At 74.2% G+C, this 24,044-nt stretch carries 23 protein-coding genes and 1 pseudogene; 8 read left to right on the top strand and 16 right to left on the bottom strand.

Going from position 1 to position 24,044, the window contains the following annotated elements:
• Positions 1–307: 307 nt before the first annotated feature.
• The gene (locus BJ961_RS28405) at positions 308–964 is read right to left on the bottom strand and encodes a TetR family transcriptional regulator (RefSeq protein WP_271415637.1); all 657 of its coding nucleotides are present in this window, start codon (positions 962–964) and stop codon (positions 308–310) included.
• A 161-nt stretch (positions 965–1,125) separates the two neighbouring features.
• Between BJ961_RS28405 and BJ961_RS28400 the strand changes: the two genes are divergently transcribed.
• The 3 genes from BJ961_RS28400 to BJ961_RS28390 are packed head-to-tail and all read left to right on the top strand — an operon-like array spanning position 1,126 to position 4,411.
• Positions 1,126–2,589 (top strand): glycosyltransferase family 4 protein, encoded by a 1,464-nt coding sequence (locus tag BJ961_RS28400; RefSeq protein WP_271415636.1) that lies wholly within the window; start codon positions 1,126–1,128, stop codon positions 2,587–2,589.
• Positions 2,583–3,317, top strand: coding sequence for a class I SAM-dependent methyltransferase (locus tag BJ961_RS28395; RefSeq protein ID WP_271415635.1), 735 nt, complete (start codon positions 2,583–2,585; stop codon positions 3,315–3,317). The genes BJ961_RS28400 and BJ961_RS28395 overlap by 7 nt, the downstream gene beginning before the upstream one ends.
• On the top strand, positions 3,314–4,411 hold the full coding sequence (locus tag BJ961_RS28390; protein WP_271415634.1) for a glucosidase family protein: 1,098 nt from the start codon (positions 3,314–3,316) through the stop codon (positions 4,409–4,411). The genes BJ961_RS28395 and BJ961_RS28390 overlap by 4 nt, the downstream gene beginning before the upstream one ends.
• A gap of 55 nt (positions 4,412–4,466) precedes the next feature.
• On the opposite strand, the gene BJ961_RS28385 is transcribed toward BJ961_RS28390, so the two are convergent.
• From BJ961_RS28385 to BJ961_RS28365, 5 genes and pseudogenes are all read right to left on the bottom strand, one after another.
• Positions 4,467–4,760, bottom strand: coding sequence for a hypothetical protein (locus tag BJ961_RS28385; protein ID WP_271415633.1), 294 nt, complete (start codon positions 4,758–4,760; stop codon positions 4,467–4,469).
• A gap of 119 nt (positions 4,761–4,879) precedes the next feature.
• On the bottom strand, positions 4,880–5,758 hold the full coding sequence (locus tag BJ961_RS28380; protein ID WP_271415632.1) for a DUF5336 domain-containing protein: 879 nt from the start codon (positions 5,756–5,758) through the stop codon (positions 4,880–4,882).
• 158 nt (positions 5,759–5,916) lie between these two features.
• Positions 5,917–6,914 (bottom strand): annotated as a pseudogene (locus BJ961_RS28375) (N-acetylmuramoyl-L-alanine amidase).
• Between the two features lie 23 nt (positions 6,915–6,937).
• On the bottom strand, positions 6,938–7,612 hold the full coding sequence (locus BJ961_RS28370) for a class I SAM-dependent methyltransferase (RefSeq protein ID WP_271415631.1): 675 nt from the start codon (positions 7,610–7,612) through the stop codon (positions 6,938–6,940).
• 215 nt (positions 7,613–7,827) lie between these two features.
• Complete coding sequence (locus BJ961_RS28365; protein ID WP_271415630.1) at positions 7,828–9,579, bottom strand: MFS transporter; 1,752 nt, start codon at positions 9,577–9,579, stop codon at positions 7,828–7,830.
• Between the two features lie 258 nt (positions 9,580–9,837).
• Here BJ961_RS28365 and BJ961_RS28360 point away from each other — a divergent pair, with 258 nt between their 5' ends.
• Entirely contained in the window at positions 9,838–11,334 is a 1,497-nt protein-coding gene (locus BJ961_RS28360) for an MFS transporter (RefSeq protein ID WP_271415629.1), read from the top strand.
• Between the two features lie 262 nt (positions 11,335–11,596).
• On the opposite strand, the gene BJ961_RS28355 is transcribed toward BJ961_RS28360, so the two are convergent.
• From BJ961_RS28355 to BJ961_RS28340, 4 genes are read right to left on the bottom strand one after another with little or no spacing between them, the layout of a single operon-like run.
• The gene (locus BJ961_RS28355; RefSeq protein ID WP_271417192.1) at positions 11,597–12,217 is read right to left on the bottom strand and encodes a response regulator transcription factor; all 621 of its coding nucleotides are present in this window, start codon (positions 12,215–12,217) and stop codon (positions 11,597–11,599) included.
• Between the two features lie 21 nt (positions 12,218–12,238).
• A complete protein-coding gene (locus BJ961_RS28350) occupies positions 12,239–13,567 on the bottom strand; it encodes a sensor histidine kinase (RefSeq protein ID WP_271415628.1) in 1,329 nt (442 codons plus the stop codon).
• Positions 13,568–13,604: 37 nt separating this feature from the next.
• On the bottom strand, positions 13,605–14,321 hold the full coding sequence (locus BJ961_RS28345) for an ABC transporter permease (protein WP_271415627.1): 717 nt from the start codon (positions 14,319–14,321) through the stop codon (positions 13,605–13,607).
• On the bottom strand, positions 14,318–15,247 hold the full coding sequence (locus BJ961_RS28340) for an ABC transporter ATP-binding protein (RefSeq protein WP_271415626.1): 930 nt from the start codon (positions 15,245–15,247) through the stop codon (positions 14,318–14,320). The genes BJ961_RS28345 and BJ961_RS28340 overlap by 4 nt, the downstream gene beginning before the upstream one ends.
• Before the next feature lie 221 nt (positions 15,248–15,468).
• On the opposite strand from BJ961_RS28340, the gene BJ961_RS28335 reads away from it, so the two are divergent.
• On the top strand, positions 15,469–16,356 hold the full coding sequence (locus BJ961_RS28335; RefSeq protein ID WP_271415625.1) for a MaoC/PaaZ C-terminal domain-containing protein: 888 nt from the start codon (positions 15,469–15,471) through the stop codon (positions 16,354–16,356).
• A gap of 148 nt (positions 16,357–16,504) precedes the next feature.
• Here BJ961_RS28335 and BJ961_RS28330 read toward each other — a convergent pair whose 3' ends face one another.
• Together BJ961_RS28330 and BJ961_RS28325 are read right to left on the bottom strand one after the other, a co-directional pair.
• A complete protein-coding gene (locus BJ961_RS28330; protein WP_271415624.1) occupies positions 16,505–16,672 on the bottom strand; it encodes a hypothetical protein in 168 nt (55 codons plus the stop codon).
• Positions 16,673–16,769: 97 nt separating this feature from the next.
• Positions 16,770–18,044, bottom strand: coding sequence for a hypothetical protein (locus BJ961_RS28325; RefSeq protein ID WP_271415623.1), 1,275 nt, complete (start codon positions 18,042–18,044; stop codon positions 16,770–16,772).
• Positions 18,045–18,253: 209 nt separating this feature from the next.
• Here BJ961_RS28325 and BJ961_RS28320 point away from each other — a divergent pair, with 209 nt between their 5' ends.
• Genes BJ961_RS28320 through BJ961_RS28310 form a run of 3 tightly spaced genes read left to right on the top strand, consistent with a single transcriptional unit; the run spans position 18,254 to position 21,086 of the window.
• On the top strand, positions 18,254–19,111 hold the full coding sequence (locus BJ961_RS28320) for a Nif3-like dinuclear metal center hexameric protein (protein WP_271415622.1): 858 nt from the start codon (positions 18,254–18,256) through the stop codon (positions 19,109–19,111).
• Positions 19,108–19,851, top strand: coding sequence for a zinc ribbon domain-containing protein (locus tag BJ961_RS28315; protein ID WP_328661352.1), 744 nt, complete (start codon positions 19,108–19,110; stop codon positions 19,849–19,851). The genes BJ961_RS28320 and BJ961_RS28315 overlap by 4 nt, the downstream gene beginning before the upstream one ends.
• Before the next feature lie 35 nt (positions 19,852–19,886).
• Entirely contained in the window at positions 19,887–21,086 is a 1,200-nt protein-coding gene (locus BJ961_RS28310) for a bifunctional RNase H/acid phosphatase (protein WP_271415620.1), read from the top strand.
• On the opposite strand, the gene eda is transcribed toward BJ961_RS28310, so the two are convergent.
• From eda to BJ961_RS28290, 4 genes are all read right to left on the bottom strand, one after another.
• Positions 21,061–21,720: a bifunctional 4-hydroxy-2-oxoglutarate aldolase/2-dehydro-3-deoxy-phosphogluconate aldolase gene (gene eda / locus BJ961_RS28305; RefSeq protein ID WP_271415619.1), complete on the bottom strand. Its 660-nt coding sequence runs from the start codon at positions 21,718–21,720 to the stop codon at positions 21,061–21,063. The two genes, BJ961_RS28310 and eda, sit on opposite strands and share 26 nt — an antisense overlap.
• Positions 21,721–21,837: 117 nt before the next feature.
• Positions 21,838–22,620, bottom strand: coding sequence for a peroxide stress protein YaaA (gene yaaA / locus BJ961_RS28300; RefSeq protein WP_271415618.1), 783 nt, complete (start codon positions 22,618–22,620; stop codon positions 21,838–21,840).
• 39 nt (positions 22,621–22,659) lie between these two features.
• Positions 22,660–23,274, bottom strand: a complete 615-nt coding sequence (locus BJ961_RS28295) for a hypothetical protein (RefSeq protein ID WP_271415617.1) — start codon at positions 23,272–23,274, stop codon at positions 22,660–22,662.
• Positions 23,271–24,032, bottom strand: coding sequence for a MerR family transcriptional regulator (locus BJ961_RS28290; RefSeq protein WP_271415616.1), 762 nt, complete (start codon positions 24,030–24,032; stop codon positions 23,271–23,273). Before BJ961_RS28290 ends, BJ961_RS28295 begins: the two co-directional genes overlap by 4 nt.
• Between the last annotated feature and the right edge of the window lie 12 nt (positions 24,033–24,044).

Below are 24,044 nucleotides of genomic sequence, written 5' to 3'. Positions count from 1 at the left end.
GGTGCCTTTCCCTGAACGGGACCGGGCAGCACGGGGCACCCCCGGCGGCTCGGCCCCGTATGCCTCGACGGTGCCCGTGCGCCGGCGGGCGCCGGGCACGTGAGCCGGTCACATCCGTGCGGGGCAGTCCGGCTCACCGTCCGGGGCCCGAGCGGGCTCGGCGGGCGGCTCACGGTTGCGGGTCAGCGCCGGAATTGCACCGGCTTCCCCCCGTACGGGTGATGACGACGCCGCCACTTTACCCGCCCGCCGGGCCCGGGCCGAGGGGCGGCCGGGAGGTGGTGGCGGCCGGGCCGAGCGACCGCCCTCAGCGGGGCGTCGCCCCCGCCCCGGCCTCCGTCAGGTCGATCAGCCGGCAGACCGTCCCGATGTCCACCCGCACCTGGGCGAGGGAGGTGCGGCCCGCGAGCCAGGTGATCAGCGTGGAGAGCCAGGTGTGCTCGATGACACGGACCGCCGAGAGCTGCTCCGGGGTCGGGTTCTCCAGGCCGCCCATCGCGTCCAGGATGATCGCCGTGGTCTGCCGGGACACCTGGTCGACCTCCGGGGAGACGCTGCGGTCGGCGAAGGTCAGCGCGCGGGCCATCGCCTCGGCCAGCCGGGGTTCGCGCTGCAGCGCGCCGAAGGCCCGCATCAGGGTCTGCGCCACCCGGTCCGCGGCCGTCTCGCCGGTGGGCGGGCTCTTGCGCAGCGTGCCGTGCAGCCGCTCCAACTGGTCGTGCATGGTGGCGACGAGCAGGTGGACCTTGGACGGGAAGTAGCGGTACAGGGTGCCGAGCGCGACCTGCGAGGACTCCGCCACCTCGCGCATCTGCACCGCCTCGAAGCCGCCCCGGCAGGCCAACTGGGCGGTCGCGTGCAGGATGCGGCGCCGACGCTCGCGCTGGCGCTCGGTGAGGGGCGGGGCGGTGGCACGCCGCGCCGGGTCGAACACCTCTGGCACCGGCCGGTCCGCCTCGGGCACCCGCTTCCCCTCTCGCCGTGGCGTGAATCACCTGATCCACTTGTTACAGCCCGGCTACCTGCCGGTAGATTCGGAGCCTCTGACGATCAAGTCTGAAACTTGTTCTAGATTAGCGTCCCGGCGTAGTGTCGCGGGACAGCGCAGTGAGAAGGGGGCCCAGAGTGACCGCCGAGGCCAGTCAGACGGGTCCCCGTCCGGAGCCCGCCGCCGACGGGTTGCGACCGCTGCGCATCGCGCTCCTCACCTACAAGGGGAACCCGTTCTGCGGCGGCCAGGGCGTCTACGTCCGCCACCTCTCCCGCGAACTGGCCCGCCTCGGCCACCGCGTCGAGGTCATCGGCGCCCAGCCCTACCCCGTGCTGGACGAGGGCCCCCTGGTCGGGAACCGGCTGTCCCTCACCGAGCTGCCCAGCCTGGACCTGTACCGCCAGCCCGACCCCTTCCGCACCCCGAAGCGCGGAGAGTACCGGGACTGGATCGACGCGCTCGAGGTCGGCACGATGTGGACGGGCGGCTTCCCCGAGCCCCTGACGTTCTCGCTGCGAGCCCGCCGTCATCTGCGGGCCCGCCGCGGCGACTTCGACGTCGTGCACGACAACCAGACCCTCGGCTACGGCCTGTTGGGCGACGTGGGCGCCCCGCTCGTCACCACCATCCACCATCCCATCACCGTCGACCGGCAGTTGGAACTGGACGCCGCCGACAACCGCAAGCGCCGCTACTCCGTGCGCCGTTGGTACGCGTTCACCCGCATGCAGAAGCGCGTCGCGCGCCGCCTGCCCGCCGTGCTCACCGTCTCCGGCACCTCCCGCCAGGAGATCGTCGACCACCTCGGCGTACGGGACGACCGCGTCCACGTCGTCCACATCGGCGCCGACACCGACCTGTTCTCGCCCGACCCGTCGGTGCCCCGGGTACCGGGCCGGATCGTGACCACGTCCAGCGCCGACGTGCCGCTCAAGGGCCTGGTCTTCCTCGTCGAGGCGCTCGCCAAGGCGCGCACCGAGCACCCCCGGGCCCACCTCGTCGTCGTCGGCAAGCGCCCCGCCGAAGGACCCGTCGCGCAGGCGATCGAGCGGTACGGCCTCGAAGGCGCCGTCGAGTTCGTCAAGGGCATCTCCGACGCCGAACTGGTCGACCTGGTGCGCTCGGCGGAGGTGGCGTGCGTACCGTCGCTGTACGAGGGGTTCTCGCTGCCCGCCGCCGAGGCCATGGCGACCGGCACCGCGCTGCTCGCCACCACCGGCGGGGCCGTCCCGGAGGTCGCCGGACCCGACGGGGAGACCTGCCTCGCGGTGCCGACCGGCGACGCCGACGCGCTGGCCGCCGGGCTGAACCGGCTGCTGGGCGACCGCGAACTGCGCGCCCGGCTCGGCGCGGCCGGACGCGAACGCGTGCTGCGGCACTTCACCTGGGCCCGCGCCGCCGAGGGCACCGTCGCCCGCTACCGCGAGGCCATCGACGGCCGCCCCTCCGCCAGGACCACCGCCGCGGCCACCGCCCCGTCCACCGCCGCGGCCACCTCCCCGGCCACCGCGAGGACCGCACCCGCGACCCAGGACCGGACCCCGACCCCGACCCCCGGTGACACCGGCGTCTACCCCGAAAGCAGGGCCACGTGCTGACCGTCGACTTCTCCCGGTTCCCGCTCGCCCCGGGCGACCGCGTACTGGACCTCGGCTGCGGCGCCGGCCGGCACGCGTTCGAGTGCTACCGGCGCGGGGCACGGGTCGTCGCGCTGGACCGGAACGCCGAGGAGATCCGCGAGGTCGCCAAGTGGTTCGCCGCGATGGAGGAGGCCGGTGAGGCCCCGGCCGGCGCCACCGCCACCGCCATGGAGGGCGACGCCCTCGCCCTGCCCTTCCCCGACGACTCCTTCGACGTGGTCATCATCTCCGAGGTGATGGAGCACATCCACGACGACAAGGGCGTCCTCGCCGAAATGGTCCGCGTCCTCAGGCCCGGCGGGCGCATCGCCGTCACCGTGCCCCGCTACGGCCCCGAGAAGGTCTGCTGGACCCTGTCCGACGCCTACCACGAGGTCGAGGGCGGCCACATCCGCATCTACCGCGCCGACCAGCTCCTCACCCGCATCCGCGAGGCCGGCCTCAAGCCGTACGGCACCCACCACGCGCACGCGCTGCACTCGCCGTACTGGTGGCTGAAGTGCGCTTTCGGCGTCGACAACGACAAGGCGCTGCCGGTGCGCGCCTACCACAAGCTGCTGGTCTGGGACATCATGAAGAAGCCGCTGGCCACACGGGTCGCCGAGCAGGCGCTGAACCCGCTGATCGGCAAGAGCTTCGTGGCCTACGCCACCAAGCCGCACCTGCCGACGGTGGACGCCGCGTGACCTCGCCCCGCACCCCCGGCACCCCCCGCACCCCTCGTACGGAACACCTGGTCCTGCCCGGCGTACTCACCGACGCCGAGGCCGCCGCGACCGTCCGCGGCATCCTCGCCGTACAGCGCGAGGACGGCGCCATCCCCTGGTTCCGCGGACACCACCTCGACCCCTGGGACCACGTCGAGGCCGCGATGGCCCTGGACGCGGCGGACCAGCACGAGGCCGCCGGGCGGGCGTACACATGGCTGGCCCGGCACCAGAACCAGGACGGCTCCTGGTACGCCGCCTACGCCGACGGAGACTTCGCCGACGTCACCGACCGCGGCCGGGAGACCAACTTCGTCGCCTACGTCGCCGTCGGCGTCTGGCACCACTACCTCGCCACCGGCGACGACACGTTCCTGGAACGGATGTGGCCCGTCGTCCACGCCGCGGTCGAGTTCGTCCTGCGCCTCCAGCAGCCCGGCGGGCAGATCGGCTGGCGCCGCGACGACGACGGCACCGACACCACGGACGCGCTGCTGACCGGCAGCTCCTCCGTCCACCACGCGCTGCGCTGCGCGCTCGCCATCGCCGAACAGCGCGAGGAGCCGCAGCCCGACTGGGAGCTGGCGGCGGGCGCGCTGCGGCACGCCATCCGCCGCCACCCGGAGCGGTTCCTCGACAAGGGCCGCTACTCGATGGACTGGTACTACCCGGTCCTGGGCGGCGCCCTGACCGGCACCGAGGCCAAGTCCCGCATCACGGAGAGCTGGGACCGCTTCGTCGTCCCGGACCTCGGCGTGCGCTGCGTCGTCCCCAACCCGTGGGTGACCGGCGGCGAGCCCGCCGAACTCGCCCTCGCCCTGTGGGCGGTGGGCGAGTCCGACCACGCCCTGGAGATCCTCCAGTCCATCCAGCACCTGCGGGATCCGGACAGCGGCCTGTACTGGACGGGCTACGTCTTCGACGACGACGCCGTATGGCCGCGCGAGCTGACCACCTGGACGGCCGGCTCGCTGCTGCTCGCCGTCGCCGCGCTCGGCGGCCACGAGGCGACCTGCCAGGTCTTCTCGGGCGACCGGCTGCCCAGGGGACTCGACCCGGACTGCTGCGTCTGACCCCGGGCCCGGCAGGCGCCGCCCGATCCCGGATCAGTGCCGGATCAGCGCCGGATCAGTGCCGGTGGAGGCGGTTGGCGATGGCGTGACCGACGAAGAGGTAGACGACGGCCGCCAGTCCGTAGCCGGCGACGACCCGCGCCCAGGCCTCGTCGAAGGTGAACAGGTCGTGCGACCAGCCGGCGAGCCAGTTGGCCGCGTCATGGACGAACCGCACCAGGTCGTTGCCCCGGTTGGCGTCCAGCAGGTACATCAGGATCCACAGTCCGAGGATGACGGCCATGATGTCCGCGATCACCGCGACGGCCGTCCCGGCGGAGTTGGAGCCACTGCGCGTTCGAGGTGACATGTTCTCCGTCTGGCCCCGCACGCGTGTTTGAAACCAACGGCCCCTCGCCCGGAAGTACCGGAGGGCGAGGGGCCGTTGGCAGGTGAGGCGCGGACGCGCCGATGAGCGGACGCGCGGGCTCAGCCGCGCTGGATGCCCGAGGTGTCCTGGAGGACGCCGCGGCGGCCGTCCTGCGTCTGCGCGACCAGGTTGGCGCCGCGCTGCTCGACGGCCAGGTACCAGGTGCCCGGCGCCAGCTCGGCGATCGGCGTGGGCGAGCCGTCCTCCGCGAACAGCGGACGCGGCACCGGCACGGCGAACCAGAACGGCGAGAAGTCCCCGGCCGGGGGCTGGGCGTGCGCCTGCTGCGGGGCCTGCGGCTGACCGGGCTGCGGGGCCTGCGGCTGGCCGGGCTGCGGCTGGCCGCCGAAGGACGGGCCCGGCTGGCCCGGGTGCCCCGGCTGACCGGGCTGGGCGCCGTACGGCTGCTGCTGCGCGCCGGGGTAGCCGTAACCACCCTGCGGCTGGCCGCCGTAGGGCTGCGGCGCGGCCGGGCGGGGGGCCGGGATCAGGGAGCCCTTGAGGGCGGGGACCAGCGGGGTCGCCACGGCCGCGGCGGCCATGACCACCGTGGCGATGAGCGCGAGGATCAGGCCCATGCCCGCACCGAGACCGTTGGTGAAGCCCCCGTCGCCGTCGAAGGCGCCCGCCGGGTCGAAGATGTTGCCCAGCGCGCACCAGGCGGCGAAGACCGTGAACGCGGTGCCGAACTGGCCGAGGTCGAGCCCCGCCACCTTCTTCGGCTGCGGCAGGGCGTGCGACACGACGACGAGCGCGGCGCCGATGACGCCCGCCAGGACGACACCGAGCACGACCGGCCCACTGCCCCACAGGCTGGGGATGTCGGCGTTGTCCGAGGCACCGTCGATCGAGTAGATGTCGAGGAACGACGCGATGAACAGCAATACCGCTGCTCCGATCACCACGCCGTCGCCTCGAGTGAGGGAGCGGATATTCACTTCAGGTCCTTCGTAGGTCGTCTCGTCGTCGGTAGAGGCATCGCTGTCACGACGGCGCCGAAAGGTTCCGGTGTGAAGCGCGGGGGTGGCCCCTCATCGTACGGACGACACTATCGTCCGCACCTCGGGGCTGTCCGCAGGGATCGGGGCGCCGGTCGCTACCCGCGCAGGAAACTCACGATTCCCTCAGACATCCCCTGCGCCGCCTTCTGCCGCCAACTGCCGCTGGTCAGCAGGGCGGCGTCCTTGCCGTCGCGCATGTTGCCGCACTCGATGAACACCTTGGGAACCGTTGACAGATTGAGACCGCCCAGGTCGGTGCGCGTGACCAGGCCGGTGCCGTCGCCGAGGTAGTTGGAGGGCGCGCTGCCCGTGGCGCGCACGAAGTTGCCCGCGACGCGCTGACCCAGTTCGGCGGAGGGCGCGACGACGGCGCGGGTGTCGGCGGCGCCGTCGTGCACCGCGCCCGGCATGATCACGTGGAAGCCGCGGTTGCCGGCCCCCGACCCGTCGGCGTGGATGGAGATCGCGGCGTCCGCGTGCGCCTCGTTGCCGATCCGGGCCCGCTCGTCCACGCAGGGACCGTACGAACGGTCGCCGTCCTGCGTCAGTTTCACCGTCGCGCCCTGCTCCTCCAGCAGCGTGCGCAGGCGGTGGGCCACGTCCAGGGTGAACTCAGCTTCGGGCCAGCCCGCGTTGGTGGCCGTGCCCGTCGTGTCGCACTCCTTCCAGTGCGTGCCGACGTTCACCTTGCGGTTGATCTCGGACGCGTGACGGAAATTTGCGGGGTTGTGCCCGGGGTCGATGACGACGACCTTGCCCTTGAGGGGGCCGGACCCGGCAGCGGGCGCGGACTTCGACGCCGGGGCGGACGGCTTCGAAGAGGCGGGGGCGGGAGAGGAGGAGCCCGCGGACTCCTCGGCGTCGTCGCTCGCGGACGCCGCACCGCCGGAAGAGGGCGCCGCCGACGGCCGTGCGCCGGCCGCGCGGTCGGCGCCGTTCGGACCCCGTCGTCCGCGCCGCCGCCGACCGCCGCGTACACCCCCCACCCGAGCAGCGCCCCGGGCACCAGCGCGGCGACCGCCACGGTCAACGGGCGGCGCAGCGGGGAGCGGCGGGGCTGGGGAGGTTCGAAGTCCGGTCCTGTGTACGACACGTCAGCGACTCTAAACCGCGCTCTCAGATCCCCGTGCCCGTTCGCCGCAGGACGCGCAGCGAGTCGGTCACGGAGACCTCGGTGAACGCGCCGGACGCCAGAGCCCTGAGGTAGACGCGGTACGGGGCCTGGCCGGTGAACTCGTCGGCGGGGTCCGGGAAGACGTCGTGGATGACCAGGAGGCCGCCGTCGGCGACGTGCGGGGCCCAGCCCTCGTAGTCGGCGTTCGCGTGCTCGTCGGTGTGGCCGCCGTCGACGAAGACCAGGCCGAGCGGGGAGTTCCAGACCGCCGCGACCTGCGGGGACCGTCCGACCAGGGCGATCACGTGCTCCTCCAGACCCGCCCGGCGCAGGGTGCGGCGGAAGAGGGGGAGGGTGTCCATCACTCCCAGTTCCGGGTCGACCGTCTCCGGGTCGTGGTAGTCCCAGCCGGGCTGCTGCTCCTCGCTGCCCCGGTGGTGGTCGACGGTCAGCGCGCTCACTCCGGCCCGGCGGGCCGCGTCGGCGAGCAGGACGGTGGAGCGCCCGCAGTACGTGCCGACCTCCAGCAGCGGCAGCCCGAGCCCGCCCGCCTCCACCGCGGCGGTGTACAGCGCGCGGCCCTCGTGCGCGGGCATGAACCCCTTCGCCGCCTCGAAGGCGGCCAGGGCCTCCGGGGAGGGAGCGGGAGAGGAGCCGGGGGCGGGGGCCGCGGTCATGGGGGCCTTTCGGTGGTGCTGCCGTGGGGGAGGGCGGGTCGCGGGTGCGGGGCCGTCGTCGGGTGGTGCGGGTGCGGGTGCGGGTGCGGGGTGTGGGCGGGGGTGCGGCTGCGGGTTCGTCGTTCGCGGCGTGGGGCGCCGGTGCCCCCACATGCTGCCGTACCCCCTGCCGCGCGGTGCGACAGGGGGTACGGGGACCGGCCGGGGCCGGGAGGTCAGGCGGGGACCGTCTCGCCCGGCAGGGAGAGGTCCAGGTCGACCGGGTGGCCGCCGCCGTGGGTCGCCGCGTGGGCCAGCGGGCCGTGACCGGCGGCGCGGGCGGCGAGGACGTACGGGCCCTTGGTGGGGACGGCCAGGGCGTAGCTGCCGTCCCCGGCGGAGAAGGTCGCGCCCGCCTGACGCCCGTGCCGGTCGATCAGCGTGACCTTGGCACGGGCGACGGGAACGCCGTCCGCGGCCAGCACCCGGCCGCGGAAGCCGTGCGGCCCGACTCCGGCGAGCGCCTGCTCGGCGCGGGCCAGGTTGGCGTCCTCCTCGCTGCTCGCGCGCAACTGCGTGACCGCCGCCGGGTTGCCGCGGGGCAGGAAGAAGGCCAGCACCAGGCCGACGGCGACCGCGGCGGCCGCGATCATGAAGGAGACGCGGAAGCCGTGCAGGGTGGGGACGGCGACACCGCCCACGTCGTTCGCCGTGTTGGCGAGCACCATGCCGATGACGGCGCTCGACACCGACGTACCGATGGACCGCATCAGCGTGTTGAGGCCGTTGGCGGCGCCCGTCTCCGAGGCCGGGACCGCGCCGATGATCAGCGCGGGCAGGGAGGAGTAGGCGAGGCCGATCCCGGCGCCGATCAGTACCGAGGTGAGGACGGTCTGCCAGGCGGCGCTCATCAGGCCGAGGCCGCCCGCGTAACCGATCCCGATGATCACCAAACCGATGATGAGGGTGGTGCGGGGGCCGTAGCGGGCGGACAGCCGGGCGTACACCGGGGCGGTGAACATCATCGTCAGGCCCAGCGGCGCCACGCACAGGCCCGCGACGACCATCGACTGGCCGAGGCCGTAGCCGGTCTCGGAGGGCAGCTGGAGGAGCTGCGGCAGGACGAGGGAGATGACGAAGAAGGAGACGCCGACCATGATCGAGGCCAGGTTGGTGAGCAGCACCTCGCGGCGGGCCGTGGTGCGCAGGTCGACCAGCGGGGCCGCGACGCGCAGCTCCATCAGGCCCCACAGGAGCAGGACCACGACGGCGGCGGCGAACAGGCCGAGCGTGGTGGGCGACGACCAGCCCCAGTCGCTGCCCTTGGAGATCGGCAGGAGGAAGAGGATCAGCCCGGCCGCCAGACCGAGCGCCCCCGGCAGGTCGAAGGAGCCCTTGGCGCGCAGCGGGGACTCCGGTACGACCAGGAGGGTCAGGGCGATGGAGAGGACACCGAGGCCGGCCGCGCCGTAGTACAGGGCGTGCCAGTCGGTGTGCTGGGCGACCAGGGCCGCGGCGGGCAGCGCCAGACCGCCGCCGACCCCGATCGAGGAGCTCATCAGCGCCATCGCCGAACCGAGCCGCTCACGGGGCAGCATGTCCCGCATCAGGCCGATGCCGAGGGGTATCGCGCCCATCGCGAAGCCCTGGAGCGTACGGCCGACGATCATCGGGATCAGGGCGTCGGTGAGCGCGCTGAGCAGCGCGCCGACCACCATCACGGACAGGCTGGTGATCAGCATGCGGCGCTTGCCGAACAGGTCGCCGAGCCGGCCCATGATCGGCGTGGCCACGGCTCCGGACAGGAGCGTGGAGGTCAGTACCCAGGTGGCGTTGCTGGGCGAGGTGTCCAGGAGTTGGGGCAGGTCCTTGATGACCGGGACGAGCAGGGTCTGCATCACCGCGACGACGATGCCCGCGAAGGCGAGCACCGGGACGGTGGCCCCGCTCGCCTTCCGGACGGGTTCGTCGGTCGTCGTGTGGGACATGTGGCGGGGCCTCCAGGCCGGGAGTCGGTGAACGCGTGCTGATCGTGGTGTGTGCAGGCTGAACCTCGTGTGCCCGGGCAACTATTCCGTTGCTTCGAGTCCCTAACTAATTCTTGACCTTCTCTTGGCACCGCGCCTACGCGCCGTTCACCGCACGTCCGCCCCGTCACTCGGGCCCCTGCATCCACAGTCCTAGGACCGGTCCGGGGCCCGGCCGGGACCAAATTCCGATGCAAGGGGCACACCCGGCTTGAGACCATGACATCCATGCCCGAAGCCACCGGTACCTCGTCCGCCGCCTCCGAGTCCTCCTCCGAGTCCGCCTCCGCACAAATATCCCCGCGCCGCACGCCACCGACCTGGCTGGTCGTGGCGCTCGCCTGCGCCGGACAGTTCCTGGTCGTCCTCGACGTGTCCGTCGTCAACGTCGCCCTGCCCTCGATGCGCACCGACCTCGGACTCAGCGCCCAGGGGCTCCAGTGGGTCGTCAACGCCTACGCCATCTCCTTCGCCGGGTTCATGCTCCTCGGCGGACGGGCCGGTGACCTGTACGGGCGCAAGCGGATGTTCCTGGTCGGGCTCGGCCTCTTCACGCTGGCCTCGCTGGGCGGCGGCCTCGCCCAGGAGGGCTGGCAGCTGCTGGCCGCACGGACCGTGCAGGGACTCGGCGCGGCCGTACTCGCCCCGTCCACGCTGACGATCCTCACCGCCGCCGTCCCGGAGGGTGCGGCACGGGCCCGCGCGATCGCGACCTGGACCGCCGTGGGCGCGGGCGGCGGTGCCGCGGGTGGCCTGGTGGGCGGGGCCCTGGTGGACGGGCTGTCGTGGCGCTGGGTCCTGCTGATCAACGTGCCGGTGGGCGCGGTCGTGCTGGTCGGCGCCGTGCTGTGGCTGACCGAGAGCCGCGGCGGTGTGCGGCGCCGCCTCGACCTGCCGGGCGCGCTGCTGGTCACCACCGGGCTGGCCACGCTCGCCTACGGCATCTCGCAGACCGAGTCCGAGGGCTGGGCGGCGCCCCAGACGCTGGTGCCGCTGCTGGCCGGGCTCGCGCTGCTCGCGCTGTTCCTCCTCGTCGAGGCGCGGACGGCGGCGCCGCTGATGCCGCTCGGGCTGCTGCGGCTGCGGTCGGTGGCGTCGGCGAACGTGGCGATGCTGGTGTCCGGCTCGTCGATGTTCTCGATGTGGTTCTTCATGACCCTCTACGCGCAGAACGTGCTGCACTACTCCCCGCTGGAGGCCGGTCTCGCCCTGGTGCCCAGCTCCCTCGCGGTGATCCTCGGCTCCAAGGCGGCCCCGCGGTTCATGCCGGTGATCGGGGCGCGGAACGTGGCGGTCCTCGGTACGGTCGTCGCGGCGGTCGGCTTCGGCTGGCAGTCGACGATGACCGCGGACGGGGGCTATCTCACCGCCATCATGATCCCCGGCGTGCTGATGATGCTGGGCGCGGGCATGGCGGCGACCCCGCTGGCGTCGCTGGCCATCTCCGGCGCCGGGTCCGGCGACGCCGGACTGGTCTCCGGGCTGATCAACACCTCCCGCACGATGGGCGGTTCGCTGGGGCTCGCCGTGATGTCGACGATCGCGGCGTCCCGCTCCGGGGGCGCGGACGACGCCGGTCCGGTGGCGCTGACGGACGGCTACGCGCTGGTCTTCCGCACGGCGGCGGTCGTCCTGGTCGCCGCGGCCCTGCTCATGTGGACGTGGCTCCCGGCAGGACGCCCGAACCCCGACCCGACGGCCCACAGCACGGACTGAGCGCCCCGGGAAGGCGGCTTCGCCGCGAGTGTCCCGCGCCGCCGGATACGACGGGGCGGCCCTGGATGTGCGGCGTTGCCCCAGGTCGCCGGGTCGACGAAGCGCCCCCGGAAGGGGCGCGGGGAACTGCGCGAGCAACCCCCACCGGCCCGCGGCCGACGAACGACCCGGCCCGCGGCCGACAACCCCCACCGGCCCGCGGCCGACGAGCAACCCCGCAGGGGGCCGACGCCGCCCGGGCCGGGGCCGGGGCCGGGGCCGGTCAGAGCCACCCCTGCCCCCGCGCCGCGCGCAGCGCCTCCGTCCGGTTGCGGGTGCCGGTCTTGCCGATCGCGGCCGAGAGGTAGTTGCGGACCGTGGACTCGGACAGGTGCAGCGCCGCGGCGACGTCGGCGACGGTCGCACCGTCCGCCGAGGCCCGCAGGACGTCGCACTCCCGGCCGGTGAGCGGGCTGGGGCCCGCGCTGAGCGCGGCGGCGGCGAGCGCGGGGTCGATCACCGTCTCTCCGGCCAGCACCCGGCGGACCGCGCCGGCCAGTTCCTCCACCGGGCCGTCCTTCACCAGGAATCCGGCGGCACCCGCCTCCATGGCCCGCCGCAGGTACCCGGGGCGGCCGAAGGTGGTCAGGATCAGCACCCGGCAGCCGGGCACCCGCTCCCGCAGTTCGGCGGCGGCGTCCAGGCCGCTCAGGCCCGGCAGTTCGATGTCGAGGAGGGCGATGTCCGGGCGGTGCGCGAGCGCGGCGCCGACGATCTCGTCACCGGCCGCCACCTGCGCGACCACCTCGAGGTCCTCCTCCATCCCGAGCAGCAGCGCGAGCGCGCCCCGCATCATGCCCTGGTCCTCGGCGAGGAGGACGCGGATGGGATGGGCGCGGGGCATCTCGTCGGTCACGGGGCAAGGTTAGGGCGATCCGTACGACGCGGGGGCCACCCCGGCACGCCCGCCACCACCCCCGGCCCCCTCCTCCCGGCTCTCCTCCCGCTCCTCCCGCTCCTCCGTCTCCTCCCCGTGCTCTCCTTGCTCTCCTCGCTCCTGTCCCTCCCGCACCGGCAGCTCCGCCGTCACCGAGAAGCCGCCCCGCTGCCCCGCCCCCGCCGTCAGCGAACCGCCCGCCATGGCCAGGCGCTCCGTGAGGCCGGTCAGGCCGGTGCCCGTGCCCCGGGCCGGGCCGCTCGCCCCCGCGCCGTTGTCCGTGACCGTCAGCCGGACCCGCTCGGTGCCGCCCGACACCGCGATCTCGCACCGGCTCGCCCCGCTGTGCCGTACGACGTTGGTGACCGCCTCCCGCACCACCCACCCCAGCAGCGCCTCGACCCGCGGCGGCAGCGGCGGGCCCGAACTGCGGACCACCGGCTCCACGTCCGCCGCGCTCAGCGCCGAACGGGCGCGGTCCAACTCGGTGGCGAGGCTCCCCTCCCGGTAGCCGGTGACCGCCTCGCGGACCTCGGTCAGTGCCTGCCGGCCGACCGACTCGATGTCCGTGACCTGGGTCAGGGCCGCCTCCAGATCGCGGTGCGCCAGCCGACGTGCGGCCTCCGACTTGACCACGATCACCGACAGCGTGTGCCCCAGCAGGTCGTGCAGGTCACGGGAGAACCGCAGCCGCTCCTCCGCCACCGCCCGCGTGGCCAGTTCCTCCCGGGCGGCGCGCAGTTCCCGTACGGCGTCGGACAGGCTCAGGATCGCGGCCGTCACCATCGTCGACAGGAAGGTCCCGTAGGCGATGTTCAGGCCGTTCCAGCCGTCCTTGACACCGGCCACGACACCCGCCACCGCCGCCAGCGACCAGCCCCAACGGCCCAGCCACCGGCCGCGCAGCGCCGCCCCCGCGGCCAGGCCGAGCAGGGGGAAGAACAGCAGCCAGCTCCCGCCGTACGCCAGGGCCAGAGCGCAGGTCACCACCGCCATGGCGGCCAGGGCCAGCCGTGTGGACAGCGACTCGCGCAACTTCTTGTGGAAGGAGCGGAAGGCGACGTGGATGTACAGCGAGTTGAAGACGATCAGCCCCGCGCCGCCGATCCACGGGTTGGAGCTGTTGCCCTGGAAGATGTTGGCGAGACTGCCCAGCCCCAGCAGCAGCCACGGCAGCAGCGTGAAACCGGTGGGCGGCGGCCCGATCCGCTCCGGCCGGCCACCGGCCCCGACCCCGGCCGCTTCCGGCTGCCGTGCCAACTGCCACGCGTCCAGGCGGGACGAGATCCCGCGCAGCCGCCCTCGGACTCCGGTCATGGCCGTCGGCCCCCTTCCACTCCGCCGCTCGCGGCGCTCAGTTGTCCGCCGCGCCGCGGCGGTAGGACAGGACGGCGTACGTCCCGAACGCCAGCAGCCACCCCGCCAGGACGAGCATGGCACCCGCGGCGGGCGCGTGTCCCGTGGCGACCGAGGTGCCCAACTCCGCGAAGCGGTTGGTCGGGGTGTACGCCGACACCGTGCGCAGCCAGTCCGGGAACAGCGCGAGCGGGAACCACAGCCCGCCGAGCACCGCGAGCCCCAGGTTGGCCACCATGTTCGCCACGCCCGTGGTCTGCCCGGTCAGCCGGTAGCCGTTGCCGAGCCCCAGCAGCGTGAAGGGGACCGAGCCCAGCCAGAGCAGCAGCGCCAGCGCCGCCCACTGCCAGGCGTCCAGCCGCACGCCGTTGACCAGCCCGCCCGCGGCGAGGACGGCGGTGATCGCGGGCAGCACGGTCACCGACGCGGTCAGCGCCCGGCCCACGACCACGTGGTGCGCGGGCATCGGCGTCACCCGCAACTGCCGCAGCCAGCCGATCGCCCGGTCCTCGGCGACCCCGCCACCGGTGTTGAGGGCCGAACCGACCGCGCCGTACGCGGCCATGCCGACCATCGCGCCGGTCTTCCACTCGCCCGCGTCGCCCCCGAGGTTGGTGAACAGCAGGTACATCAGGACCGGCATGGCGACGCCGCCGATGACGAAGCCCGGATCGCGCAGCGTACGGCGGGTCTCCAGCCGCAGGTAGTCCCTCATCGCACACTCTCCTTCTCCGGCCGGGGGCCGGCCGGTGTCGTCAGGGCCAGGAACGCGTCGTCCAGGGAGGCCGGGGCGACCTCCAGACGGCGTATCGCGCCGAGTTCCGCGAGGGCGACGACGGTCGCGTCGGAGTCCTCGGTGCGCAGCAGCGCCCGGTCACCCCGTACCTCCGAGGAACGCACCCCGGGCAGCAGCGTCAGGCCCTCGGTGGACCGGCCGGCCAGGTCGAAGGAGACGCGGCTGCCGCCCGCCGCCCGGCGCAGCTCGTCACCGGTGCCGTCCGCGACGACCCGGCCCCGGTCGACGACCAGGATCCGGTCGGCGTGCGCGTCGGCCTCCTCCAGGTAGTGGGTGGAGAAGAGGACCGTGCTGCCGCGCCGGGCGTACGCCCGCATCGACTGCCAGAAGGCCTGCCGGGCCTCCACGTCCAGGGCGGCCGTCGGCTCGTCCAGCACCAGCAGGTCTGGGCGGCCGGCCAGCGCGAGGGCGAACCGCACCCGCTGGACCTGCCCGCCGGACAGCCGGTCGACGCGCCGCCCGGCCAACTCGGTGATCCCGGCCAGCTCCAGGGCCGTGCCGGCGGGCATCGGCGCCGGGTAGCGGCCGGCCACGAAGGCGACCAGCTCGCCCACGGTGACCCGGGGCACCGCCCGTGCCTCCTGGAGCATGGCCCCCACCCGGCCCGAGCGCACGGCCCGTTCCGGAGGTCCGCCGAACAGCTCCACCGTGCCCGTGTCGGGCGGGCACAGACCGAGCAGCAGCGCGATCGCCGTCGACTTGCCCGCGCCGTTGCGGCCGAGCAGCGCGACCGTCTCGCCGGGCTCGATGCGCAGGTCCACGCCGTCGACGGCGCGGACGTCGCCGTAGGCCTTGGCCGCTTTCGCGAAGGAGACGGCGGGGGTGGTGCCCTCTGTCGGTGTCATGCCGATGACGCTACGGAGCGGACGGGGTCGGACGGCAGATGCGGTTGTCCGGTGTTCGGCAGGACAAATGTCATGGGCGGCGCGACAGATGTCATGGGCGGCGCGACAGATGTCGTGAGCGGCGGGACAGATGTCGTGGGCGCCCGGACTCCCGGGCCGCCGCGTACCGTACGGTCGGGCTGTCCGTGATCGTCGTCGTGACCATGAGGAGCGGGAGCGCCATGCCCATCGACGCAGCCGGGGCACTCGCCGCCGCGCCCCGGGTCCGCGAGATCACCTGGGGGCCCGAGGACGTCCAGCTCTACCACCTCGGCATCGGCGCGGGCCGGCCCGCCACCGACCCCCGCGAACTGCGCTACACCCTGGAGACCCGGCTGCACGTCCTGCCGAGCTTCGCGACGGTGGCCGGCGGCGGCCCACCGGGCGTGATCCGCGCCCTGTCCGTGCCCGGCGTCGACGTCGACCTCGCCCACGTCCTGCACGGCGGCCAGCGCCTGCGCCTGCACCGGCCCGTCCCGGCGCACGGCCGGGCGAACGCGGCCTCGCGCGTCGTCGCCGCGTACGACAAGGGCACGGCGGCCGTACTCGTCCTGCGCACCGAGGTCACCGACGCGGACGGGCCGCTGTGGACCGACGAGGCCGAGGTCTTCGTCCGCGGGGAAGGCGGCTGGGGCGGCGAGCGGGGCCCGTCCGGACGCCCCTCGCCCCCGCCCGCCGAACCCCCGGACCACGTCGTCGACCACGTCGTGCGCGAGGACCAGGCGCTCCTCTACCGGCTCTCCGGCGACCGGAACCCCCTGCACGCCGACCCGGAGTTCGCCGCCCGCGCCGGCTTCGAGCGGCCCGTCCTGCACGGACTGTGCACCTACGGCGCCGCGCTCAAGGCGGTCGTCGACACGCTGTGGGACGGTGACGTGACCCGGGTGCGCGAGTACCGCACACGGTTCGCCGGGGTCGTGTACCCGGGGGAGACGCTGCGCACCCGCATGTGGGGGACCGCGGGACCGGACCGCGCCGGCTCGGTGGGCGGCTCGGTGCGGGTGGCCGTCGGCGCCGTCGAACGGGACGGCGCCCCGGTCCTCGCCGACACCGTCGTCCGGTACGGGTGACGACGACGGCCCCGTCCGCCGGATGCGGCGAACGGGGCCGGAGCCGCGTACTTCGTGCGCTTCTGTGCCTCACACACGTCCTGCTCGCGGTCCTGCCCGCGTCCTGCTCACGACGTGCGCGTGTCCTGCTCGTGCCTTGTCCGGGCCGTCAGGCGGCCGTTTCGGACTCCTCGGCCGGCCTGCGGTGGCGGCCCTGCGGGGTCACCACGCCCTCCTGGCTGGAGACCGGCCCACGGTGCTTGCCGTGGCCGGTGTCGGTCTCGGAAACGTCGGCACCGGCGGCCTGGATCGGCTGGGTCGTGCTGGCGTCGTTCATCGGAAGGAATTCACCCCGTCAACATGATCTTTCCTACAGCCGGGCGAGTCTAACCGGCACACCTCGGGTCGAATCCAGACGGCCACGCCAACCGGCACTAGTTCGTTACAAGCCGTGCCAGCGGCGCCTGTTGCAGCGGAACGGGGCGCGGCGAAGCGGGCGCGGGCGCAGGCGCCGGGGCGGGCGTGGAAGCGTCCGCCGCGCCGTCGCTCCCGCCCCCGCCGGACCTGCCCGGAGCCGATTCCTCCGTATGTCCCGCGCCTCCCGCGCCATGTCCCGCGCCTCCCGCGCCCCCGGTTCCCTCCGTGCCCCTCGTCCCCTCCGCCCGCTCGTCGCCGGTCCCGGGAGCGACCAGCCGGGCCACGCCGCACGGCAACCGCGGGGTGGAACACGGCAGCCGCAGCTCCCCGTCCGGGGTCCACAGTCCGGCGCCCGCCAACCACCCTTCGGGCGCCGGGAGATGACGGACCTGCCGTTCGGCGGGCCGCCACACGCCGACCCAGCTGCCGAACGCCCCGTCCACGCGCAGCGCCACCGCGCAGCGCTCCGGGGTCAGCACCTGCCCCGGCTGGACGGCGAACGGAGTCACCACGCAGTCCGGCAGCCGCAGACACTCCGGGAAGCGCACCGGCAGCGTGCTGCCCAGGACCCCCCAGCCGAGCCGCTCCCGCCCCGGGGAGGGAGCGTCCGAGCGGATGAGCACCAGCCCGCTGTCGGGGTCGGCCAGCAGTATCCGGTCGTCGCTGTCCGGGGCGATCTGCAGCAGCGGCGACACCTCGCCGCCGCACTCCAGATCCACCACGACCGCCTTGGTGCGCCCGCCGGTCTCCCGGTCCACGGCCAGTATCCGGCCCGTGCGGTCCAGCCAGACCCCGCCCGAGCAGCGGCCCGGGATCTCGGCGACCCGCTCGGGCCCGAACGCGCCGCCCGCGACCTGCCACAGCACCGACGAGCGCGGGCCGACCGCCAGGGCGTACGCCTGCTCGCCGCCCGGCGCGGCAGGCAGCAGCCGCAGAGCGGTGGTGTCCGCCGGGCACTCGACCGCGCCCAGCGGCAGCTCGCCGGTGCCGGGCCCGGTCGGGTACAGCAGCGCGAAGAGGTGCCGGCCGGCCGCGACGCGGTGGACCAGGACCCGCCCGTCGCCCATCGGCTGCACCTCGGTGCCCGGCTCCTCCGGCTGGTTGCCCGGCAGCGGCACCGCGTACGGCTCGGGGCCGTCCAGGGTCCAGCGCTCCGGGTACCAGGCCTCGCCGCTCCCTCCGCTCCGGGCCAGACGCGCCGCGTAGGCACCCTCCGCGGTGATGCTGCAGCCCGCCTTCGGGGCCCCGCTGTTCCCGGGGTCCGCCGAAGGCTCGATCGCACAGGCCGTCATCGTTCGGTCACCTCCGGCGACGAAGCTAGTTTTCGCACGCACGGGCGGGGGACCGGCAGCGCCCCCCATCACACGTACGTGTGTCACAGGAACGATTCGCCTGAGGGGAGGGCACGGGGTGTGCTGCGCCGAACCGGGCGCCGGCGGTCACGGCGGGGTGTCCCGGCTGCGGGTACAAGGGCACAGAACCTCCAGGTAGCCTTGCACGCGTGCCCCGTCTGTCAGAAGTCATCGCCGCGCTGGACAACCTGTGGCCCGCCGAGCGGGCCGAGTCCTGGGACGCGGTCGGCACCGTCGTGGGCGACCCCGACCAGGAGGTCTCCCGGGTCCTGTTCGCCGTGGACCCCGTCCAGGAGATCGTCGACGAGGCGGTGAAGCTGGGCGCCGACCTGCTCGTCACCCACCACCCGCTGTACCTGCGCGGGACGACGACGGTCGCGGCCTCCACCTTCAAGGGCCGCGTCGTGCACACCCTCGTCAAGAACGACATCGCCCTGCACGTCGCCCACACCAACGCCGACACCGCCGACCCGGGCGTATCCGACGCGCTGGCCGGCGCCCTCGACCTGAACGTCGTCCGGCCCCTGGTGCCGGACCCGGCCGACCCCGAGGGCCGCCGGGGCCTGGGCAGGGTGTGCGAGCTGCCGCACCCGCTGACCGTCCGCGAACTGGCCGCCCGCGCCGCCGAGCGGCTGCCCGCCACGGCGCAGGGCATCCGCGTCGCGGGCGACCCGGAGGCGACCGTCCGCACGATCGCGGTCAGCGGCGGCTCCGGCGACGGCCTCTTCGACCACGTACGGGCGGCGGGCGTCGACGCCTTCCTCACCGCGGACCTCCGCCACCACCCGGCCTCGGAGGCCCGCGCCCACAGCCCCCTCGCGCTGCTCGACGCGGCGCACTGGGCCACCGAGTGGCCCTGGTGCGAGCTGGGCGCGGCCCAGCTCGACGAGATCTCCGACCGCAACGGCTGGGACCTCAGGGTCCACGTCTCGAAGACGGTCACCGACCCCTGGACCGCCCACGCGGCGTCCGCCCCGACCTCTAGCGCAATGGGAGCCCCCAACTGAAAGCCGAGCCCGCCGACCAGATCCGACTCCTCGACGTCCAGGGCCTCGACACGCGTCTCCAGCAGCTCGCGCACAAGCGCCGGTCGCTGCCCGAGCACGCCGAGATCGAGTCGCTGAACAAGGACCTCACCCAGCTGCGCGACCTGCTCGTCGCCGCGCAGACCGAGGAGAGCGACTGCGCCCGCGAGCAGACCAAGGCCGAGCAGGACGTCGACCAGGTGCGCCAGCGCGCCGGCCGCGACCAGCAGCGCCTCGACTCCGGCGCCGTCACCTCCCCGAAGGACCTGGAGAACCTCCAGCGCGAGATCGCCTCCCTCGCCAAGCGCCAGGGCGACCTCGAGGACGTCGTGCTGGAGGTGATGGAGCGCCGCGAGTCCGCGCAGGAGCGGGTCGCCGAGCTGACCGAGCGGTCCGGCGCCGTCCAGGGCAAGATCGACGACGCCACCGCGCGCCGCGACGCGGCCGTCGAGGAGCTGGACGGCGAGGCGGGCTCGGTGACCAAGGAGCGCGAGGTCGTCTCGGGCTCCGTCCCCGACGACCTGCTGAAGCTCTACGAGAAGCTGCGCGAGCAGCAGGGCGGCGTCGGCGCGGCCAAGCTGTACCAGCGCAGCTGCCAGGGGTGCCGCCAGGAGCTGGCCATCACCGAGCTGAGCGAGATCCGTGCGGCGGCGCCCGACACGGTCGTCCGCTGCGAGAACTGCCGCCGCATCCTGGTGCGCACGGCCGACTCCGGGCTGTAGGGGCCGGTTCGGTGGCTGATCCGGGGGCTGATCCGGTGACCGGTTCGCGGGGCCGGGTACGGGAGTTCGTCGTCGAGGCCGACGGCGGGTCGCGGGGCAACCCGGGGCCCGCGGGCTACGGCGCGGTGGTCCTCGACCCGGCGACGGGGGAGTCCCTGGTGGAGGCCGCCGAGTACCTCGGGGTCGTCACCAACAACGTCGCCGAGTACCGGGGGCTGTTGGCCGGCCTGCGCGCGGCGAGGGAGCTCGACCCGGACGCCGTCGTCCACGTGCGCATGGACTCCAAGCTCGTCGTCGAGCAGATGTCGGGCCGCTGGAAGATCAAGCACCCCGACATGAAGCCGCTGGCGGCCGAGGCCGCGCGGGTCTTCCCGCCCGGCCGCGTGACGTACGAGTGGATCCCCCGCGCGAGCAACAAGCACGCCGACCGCCTGGCCAACGAGGCGATGGACGCGGGCGCGCGCGGCGAACAGTGGTCACCGGCCGGGTCGACGGCGGAACTGGACGCCGCGGCCGACGCGGCCTCCACCGACGTAGGCGCACGGGCGGCCGACGCCGACGTACGCGCGGCGAAGACCGTGGCCTCGCCCGGTTGGGGACCACCCGACATGGGCGCCCCCGCCACCTTCGTCCTCCTGCGGCACGGCGAGACGCCCCTCACCCCGCAGAAGCGGTTCTCCGGCAGCGGCGGCAGCGATCCGTCCCTGTCGCCGGTCGGCCGGGAGCAGGCCGAGAAGGTCGCCGCGAGCCTCGCCCGGCGCGGCACGATCGAGGCGGTCGTCGCCTCACCCCTGGCCCGCACCCGCGAGACCGCAGGCATCGTCGCCGCCCGCCTCGGTCTCGAGGTGGCGGTCGAGGAGGGCCTGCGGGAGACGGACTTCGGCGCCTGGGAGGGCCTCACCTTCGGCGAGGTCCGCGACCGCCACCCCGACGACCTGGACGCCTGGCTGGCCTCCCCGGACGCGGAACCGACCGGCGGCGGCGAGAGCTTCGCGGCGACCGGTGTCCGGATCGCCGCGACCCGCGACCGGCTCGTCACGGAGTACGCGGGCCGCACGGTGCTGCTGGTCTCCCACGTGACGCCCATCAAGACGTTCCTGCGACTCGCCCTGGGCGCCCCGCCCGAGTCGCTGTTCCGGATGGAGCTGTCGGCGGCGTCCCTGTCGGCGGTGGCGTACTACGCGGACGGCGGCGCCAGCGTCCGCCTGTTCAACGAGACGTCCCACCTGCGCTGAGCCCGGCCGCCTCCCGGGCCAGCGCCTCGACGCGCCCCCAGTCCCGGCCGGCCACCGCGTCCTTGGGCAGCATCCAACTCCCGCCCACGCAGCCGACGTTGGGCAGCGCCAGGTACTCCGGTGCGGAGGCCGGGGTGATGCCACCGGTCGGGCAGAAACGGGCCTGCGGCAAGGGCGCGGCGAGCGCCTTGAGGTAGGCGGTGCCGCCCGCGGCCTCGGCCGGGAAGAACTTCATCTCCCGCACCCCGCGCTCCAGCAGCGCCACCACCTCCGAGGTGGTCGACACCCCCGGCAGGAACGGCACCCCGGACCCCCGCATCGCCTCCAGCAGTACGTCCGTCCACCCCGGGCTGACCAGGAACCGCGCCCCGGCCGCCACGACCTCCCCGACCTGCTCGGCCGTGACGAGCGTGCCCGCGCCGACCACCGCGTCCGGCACCTCACCGGCGATCGCCCGGATCGCGTCGAGGGCCACCGGAGTCCGCAGCGTCACCTCGATCGCGGGCAGCCCACCGGCGACGAGCGCCCGGGCGAGCGGTACCGCGTCGGCGAGGTCGTCGAGGACCACGACGGGCACGACCGGCGCGAGATCCAGCACCGAGGGGGCGGGGGAGGAGGGCAGCGGAGAACTCATGCCCTCATCGTGCCGCCGGAACGCACTCTCTGCAATCACCGTTGCAGCCAGTGCAACGCGAGGGAGCGGGGTGGGGTCGGGGCAGGGTGAGGTGGGGTGGGGCAGGGTGGGGGAGGGTCAGTGGACCTCGTCCACCAGCACGTCCAGCGACCACGGCCTCCCGGCCTTCCCGGGCGCCTCGGCCTCCACCTCGTACCCCAGCTCCCGCAGCGCCTCCACCAGCTCCCGAGGCCCTTCGGGCGCGCTCCCGGACGTCAGCAGACCCCGGACGATCCGCCCCTTGGTCGCCTTGTTGAAGTGGCTGACCACCTTCCGGGTCGGCGCGTGCAGCACCCGCACGGTCGCCGTCCGCGAGGCGACCTCGCCCTTCGGCTTCCAGGCCGCCGCGTACGCCGCCGAACGCAGGTCGAGGACGAGCCCGTTACCGGCCGTCTCCGGCAGCACCTTGGCCATCGGCGCCCGCCAGTACGCGCCCAGCGCCCCGAGGCCGGGCAGCTTCACGCCCATCGAGCACCGGTAGGAGGGGATCCGGTCGGTCACCCGCACGGCACCCCACAGCCCCGAGAACACCAGCAGCGACCTGGCCGCCCGCCTCTTCGCGGCGGCGTCGAGGGAGGCCAGGTCCAGGGCGTCGTACAGCACCCCGGTGTAGATCTCCCCGGCCGGACGCGCGCCCGCGGTCAGCAGCCCCACGTTCTTGGCGACCTCGCCGCGCAGCCCCTCGCTCAGCCCGAGCACCTCGCGCGCCTTCTCCTCGTCACCGGCGCACAGCTCGACCAGCTCCCCGAGGACGGCCTCCCGGGCCTCGGTGAGCCCCGGCAGGGACAGCGACCCGGTCTTCAGCGGGGCACCCCGGCCGGACGCGGCCTTCCCCTCGGACGGCGGCAGCAGGACAAGCACACGTACTCCTTCACATCGAGCCGGCTCCCCAGCCCCCGGTCAGGGTACGGCGTCCCCCGCCCGCGCCCGCTCGACGGCCCGTACCAGCGCCCCCGGGTCGTCGGCATGGCACCGCACCACCCGCACCTCCCGCCGCCGCCCGAAGAAGGAGACGTGGGCGACGGGCTCGGCGAGCTCGACGGTGACGGAGGTCTGGGACCCCACGGCGAGGTCCAGCTCCCCGTCCCTCGGCTCGTGCGTCGTGCGCAGCTCGCGCCGGACGGAGGCGATCCGCTCCAGCGGTATCCGCACGTCGACGTGGAGGGCCCGCCGGATCCGCAGCGTCCCGGCGGCCGGATCCAGGACGTGCGGCCGGACCACGGACGCGGCGTGCAGCCCGATCACGATCACGACCGTGTACACGTCCAGCACCAGCATCACGTGGTGCACGGCGGGCCAGTCCCGCAGCAGCACCGACATCATCACGGACTCGACGACACACACGAAGGCGAACCCGGCCATCATCGCGCCCTGCCCCCGCGCGTACCCGAAGACGGCCCCGCCGGCCGCCGCCCCGTGGGTCCGCCGGGCCGCCCACAGCCACAGGCTCCCCCACAGCTCCAGCTCGTGCCGGACGAGCAGGGACGGAAGCGCGGTGAGACCGGCGCCCCTCACGACCGCCGTCCCCGGGCGGTGATCTCCATGGCCCGCCGGACCGCCTCCGCCTGGGCCGGCGCGAAGTCGGCGAACAGGGCGCGCAGGAGACCGTGGCCGGAGTCCAGCTCGAAGCCCTCCTCGGGCAGCAGCTCCGCGGGCATGAAGGCGGCGAGTACGCGGGCCGCCTCCGCCACGCGGGGGTCGTCGGCGCGGGCGTCGGCCAACTCGTCGAGCAGCGCGTAGGTACGGCGGGCCCGTGCCGCGGCCTCCGGCGAACCCAGGGCGCCGCGCATCGCGGCCACCAGCCCCTCCCGCTCCTCCGGGGCGACGGTGCTCTCCAGCAGCACCAGCATCTCCCGGTCCCGCAGGGCCATCGGCGAATCGGACACGTCCCCGATCCCGGCGAACAGCTCCGCCAGCCCCGGCGAGACCGGCCCCTCGGGCGGCACCCCGCCCTCCGCCTCCAGCAGCGCCCGCAGCCGCGACCGGCGCTCCCGGATCGCCGCCTCCTGCCGGGCGAGATCCGCGTCCAGCTCCTCCAGCACCTCGGCGAGGTCCTTCCCGGCGTCGTCCGCCAGCACGTCCCGTACCTCTGCCAGGCCGAGCCCCAACTCGGTCAGCCGCCTGATCCTGGCCAGCACGACGACGTGCCGCAACGTGTACGTCCGATACCCGTTGGCCAGCCGCTCCGGTTCGGGCAGCAGGCCCTGATGGTGGTAGTGCCGCACGGTCCGCGTGGTGACGCCGACGGCGTCGGCGAGTTCTCCGATCCGCATGACCTCAGTAGA

Source organism: Streptomyces lienomycini, assembly GCF_027947595.1.
Lineage (GTDB): Bacteria > Actinomycetota > Actinomycetes > Streptomycetales > Streptomycetaceae > Streptomyces > Streptomyces lienomycini.
Note: the sequence above shows the minus strand (reverse complement) of the source record. Positions and strands in the feature narration are given on the sequence as shown.

What these genes read in the sequence shown, in the direction of transcription:
- BJ961_RS28385 (WP_271415633.1), bottom strand. Translation starts at nt 4,760, where the DNA reads ATGTCACCTCGAACGCGCAGTGGCTCCAACTCCGCCGGGACGGCCGTC.
- BJ961_RS28370 (WP_271415631.1), bottom strand. Translation starts at nt 7,612, where the DNA reads ATGACCGCGGCCCCCGCCCCCGGCTCCTCTCCCGCTCCCTCCCCGGAG.
- BJ961_RS28365 (WP_271415630.1), bottom strand. Translation starts at nt 9,579, where the DNA reads ATGTCCCACACGACGACCGACGAACCCGTCCGGAAGGCGAGCGGGGCC.
- BJ961_RS28360 (WP_271415629.1), top strand. Translation starts at nt 9,838, where the DNA reads ATGACATCCATGCCCGAAGCCACCGGTACCTCGTCCGCCGCCTCCGAG.
- BJ961_RS28355 (WP_271417192.1), bottom strand. Translation starts at nt 12,217, where the DNA reads ATGCCCCGCGCCCATCCCATCCGCGTCCTCCTCGCCGAGGACCAGGGC.
- BJ961_RS28350 (WP_271415628.1), bottom strand. Translation starts at nt 13,567, where the DNA reads ATGACCGGAGTCCGAGGGCGGCTGCGCGGGATCTCGTCCCGCCTGGAC.
- BJ961_RS28345 (WP_271415627.1), bottom strand. Translation starts at nt 14,321, where the DNA reads ATGAGGGACTACCTGCGGCTGGAGACCCGCCGTACGCTGCGCGATCCG.
- BJ961_RS28340 (WP_271415626.1), bottom strand. Translation starts at nt 15,247, where the DNA reads ATGACACCGACAGAGGGCACCACCCCCGCCGTCTCCTTCGCGAAAGCG.
- BJ961_RS28335 (WP_271415625.1), top strand. Translation starts at nt 15,469, where the DNA reads ATGCCCATCGACGCAGCCGGGGCACTCGCCGCCGCGCCCCGGGTCCGC.
- BJ961_RS28330 (WP_271415624.1), bottom strand. Translation starts at nt 16,672, where the DNA reads ATGAACGACGCCAGCACGACCCAGCCGATCCAGGCCGCCGGTGCCGAC.
- BJ961_RS28325 (WP_271415623.1), bottom strand. Translation starts at nt 18,044, where the DNA reads ATGACGGCCTGTGCGATCGAGCCTTCGGCGGACCCCGGGAACAGCGGG.
- eda (WP_271415619.1), bottom strand. Translation starts at nt 21,720, where the DNA reads ATGAGTTCTCCGCTGCCCTCCTCCCCCGCCCCCTCGGTGCTGGATCTC.
- BJ961_RS28290 (WP_271415616.1), bottom strand. Translation starts at nt 24,032, where the DNA reads ATGCGGATCGGAGAACTCGCCGACGCCGTCGGCGTCACCACGCGGACC.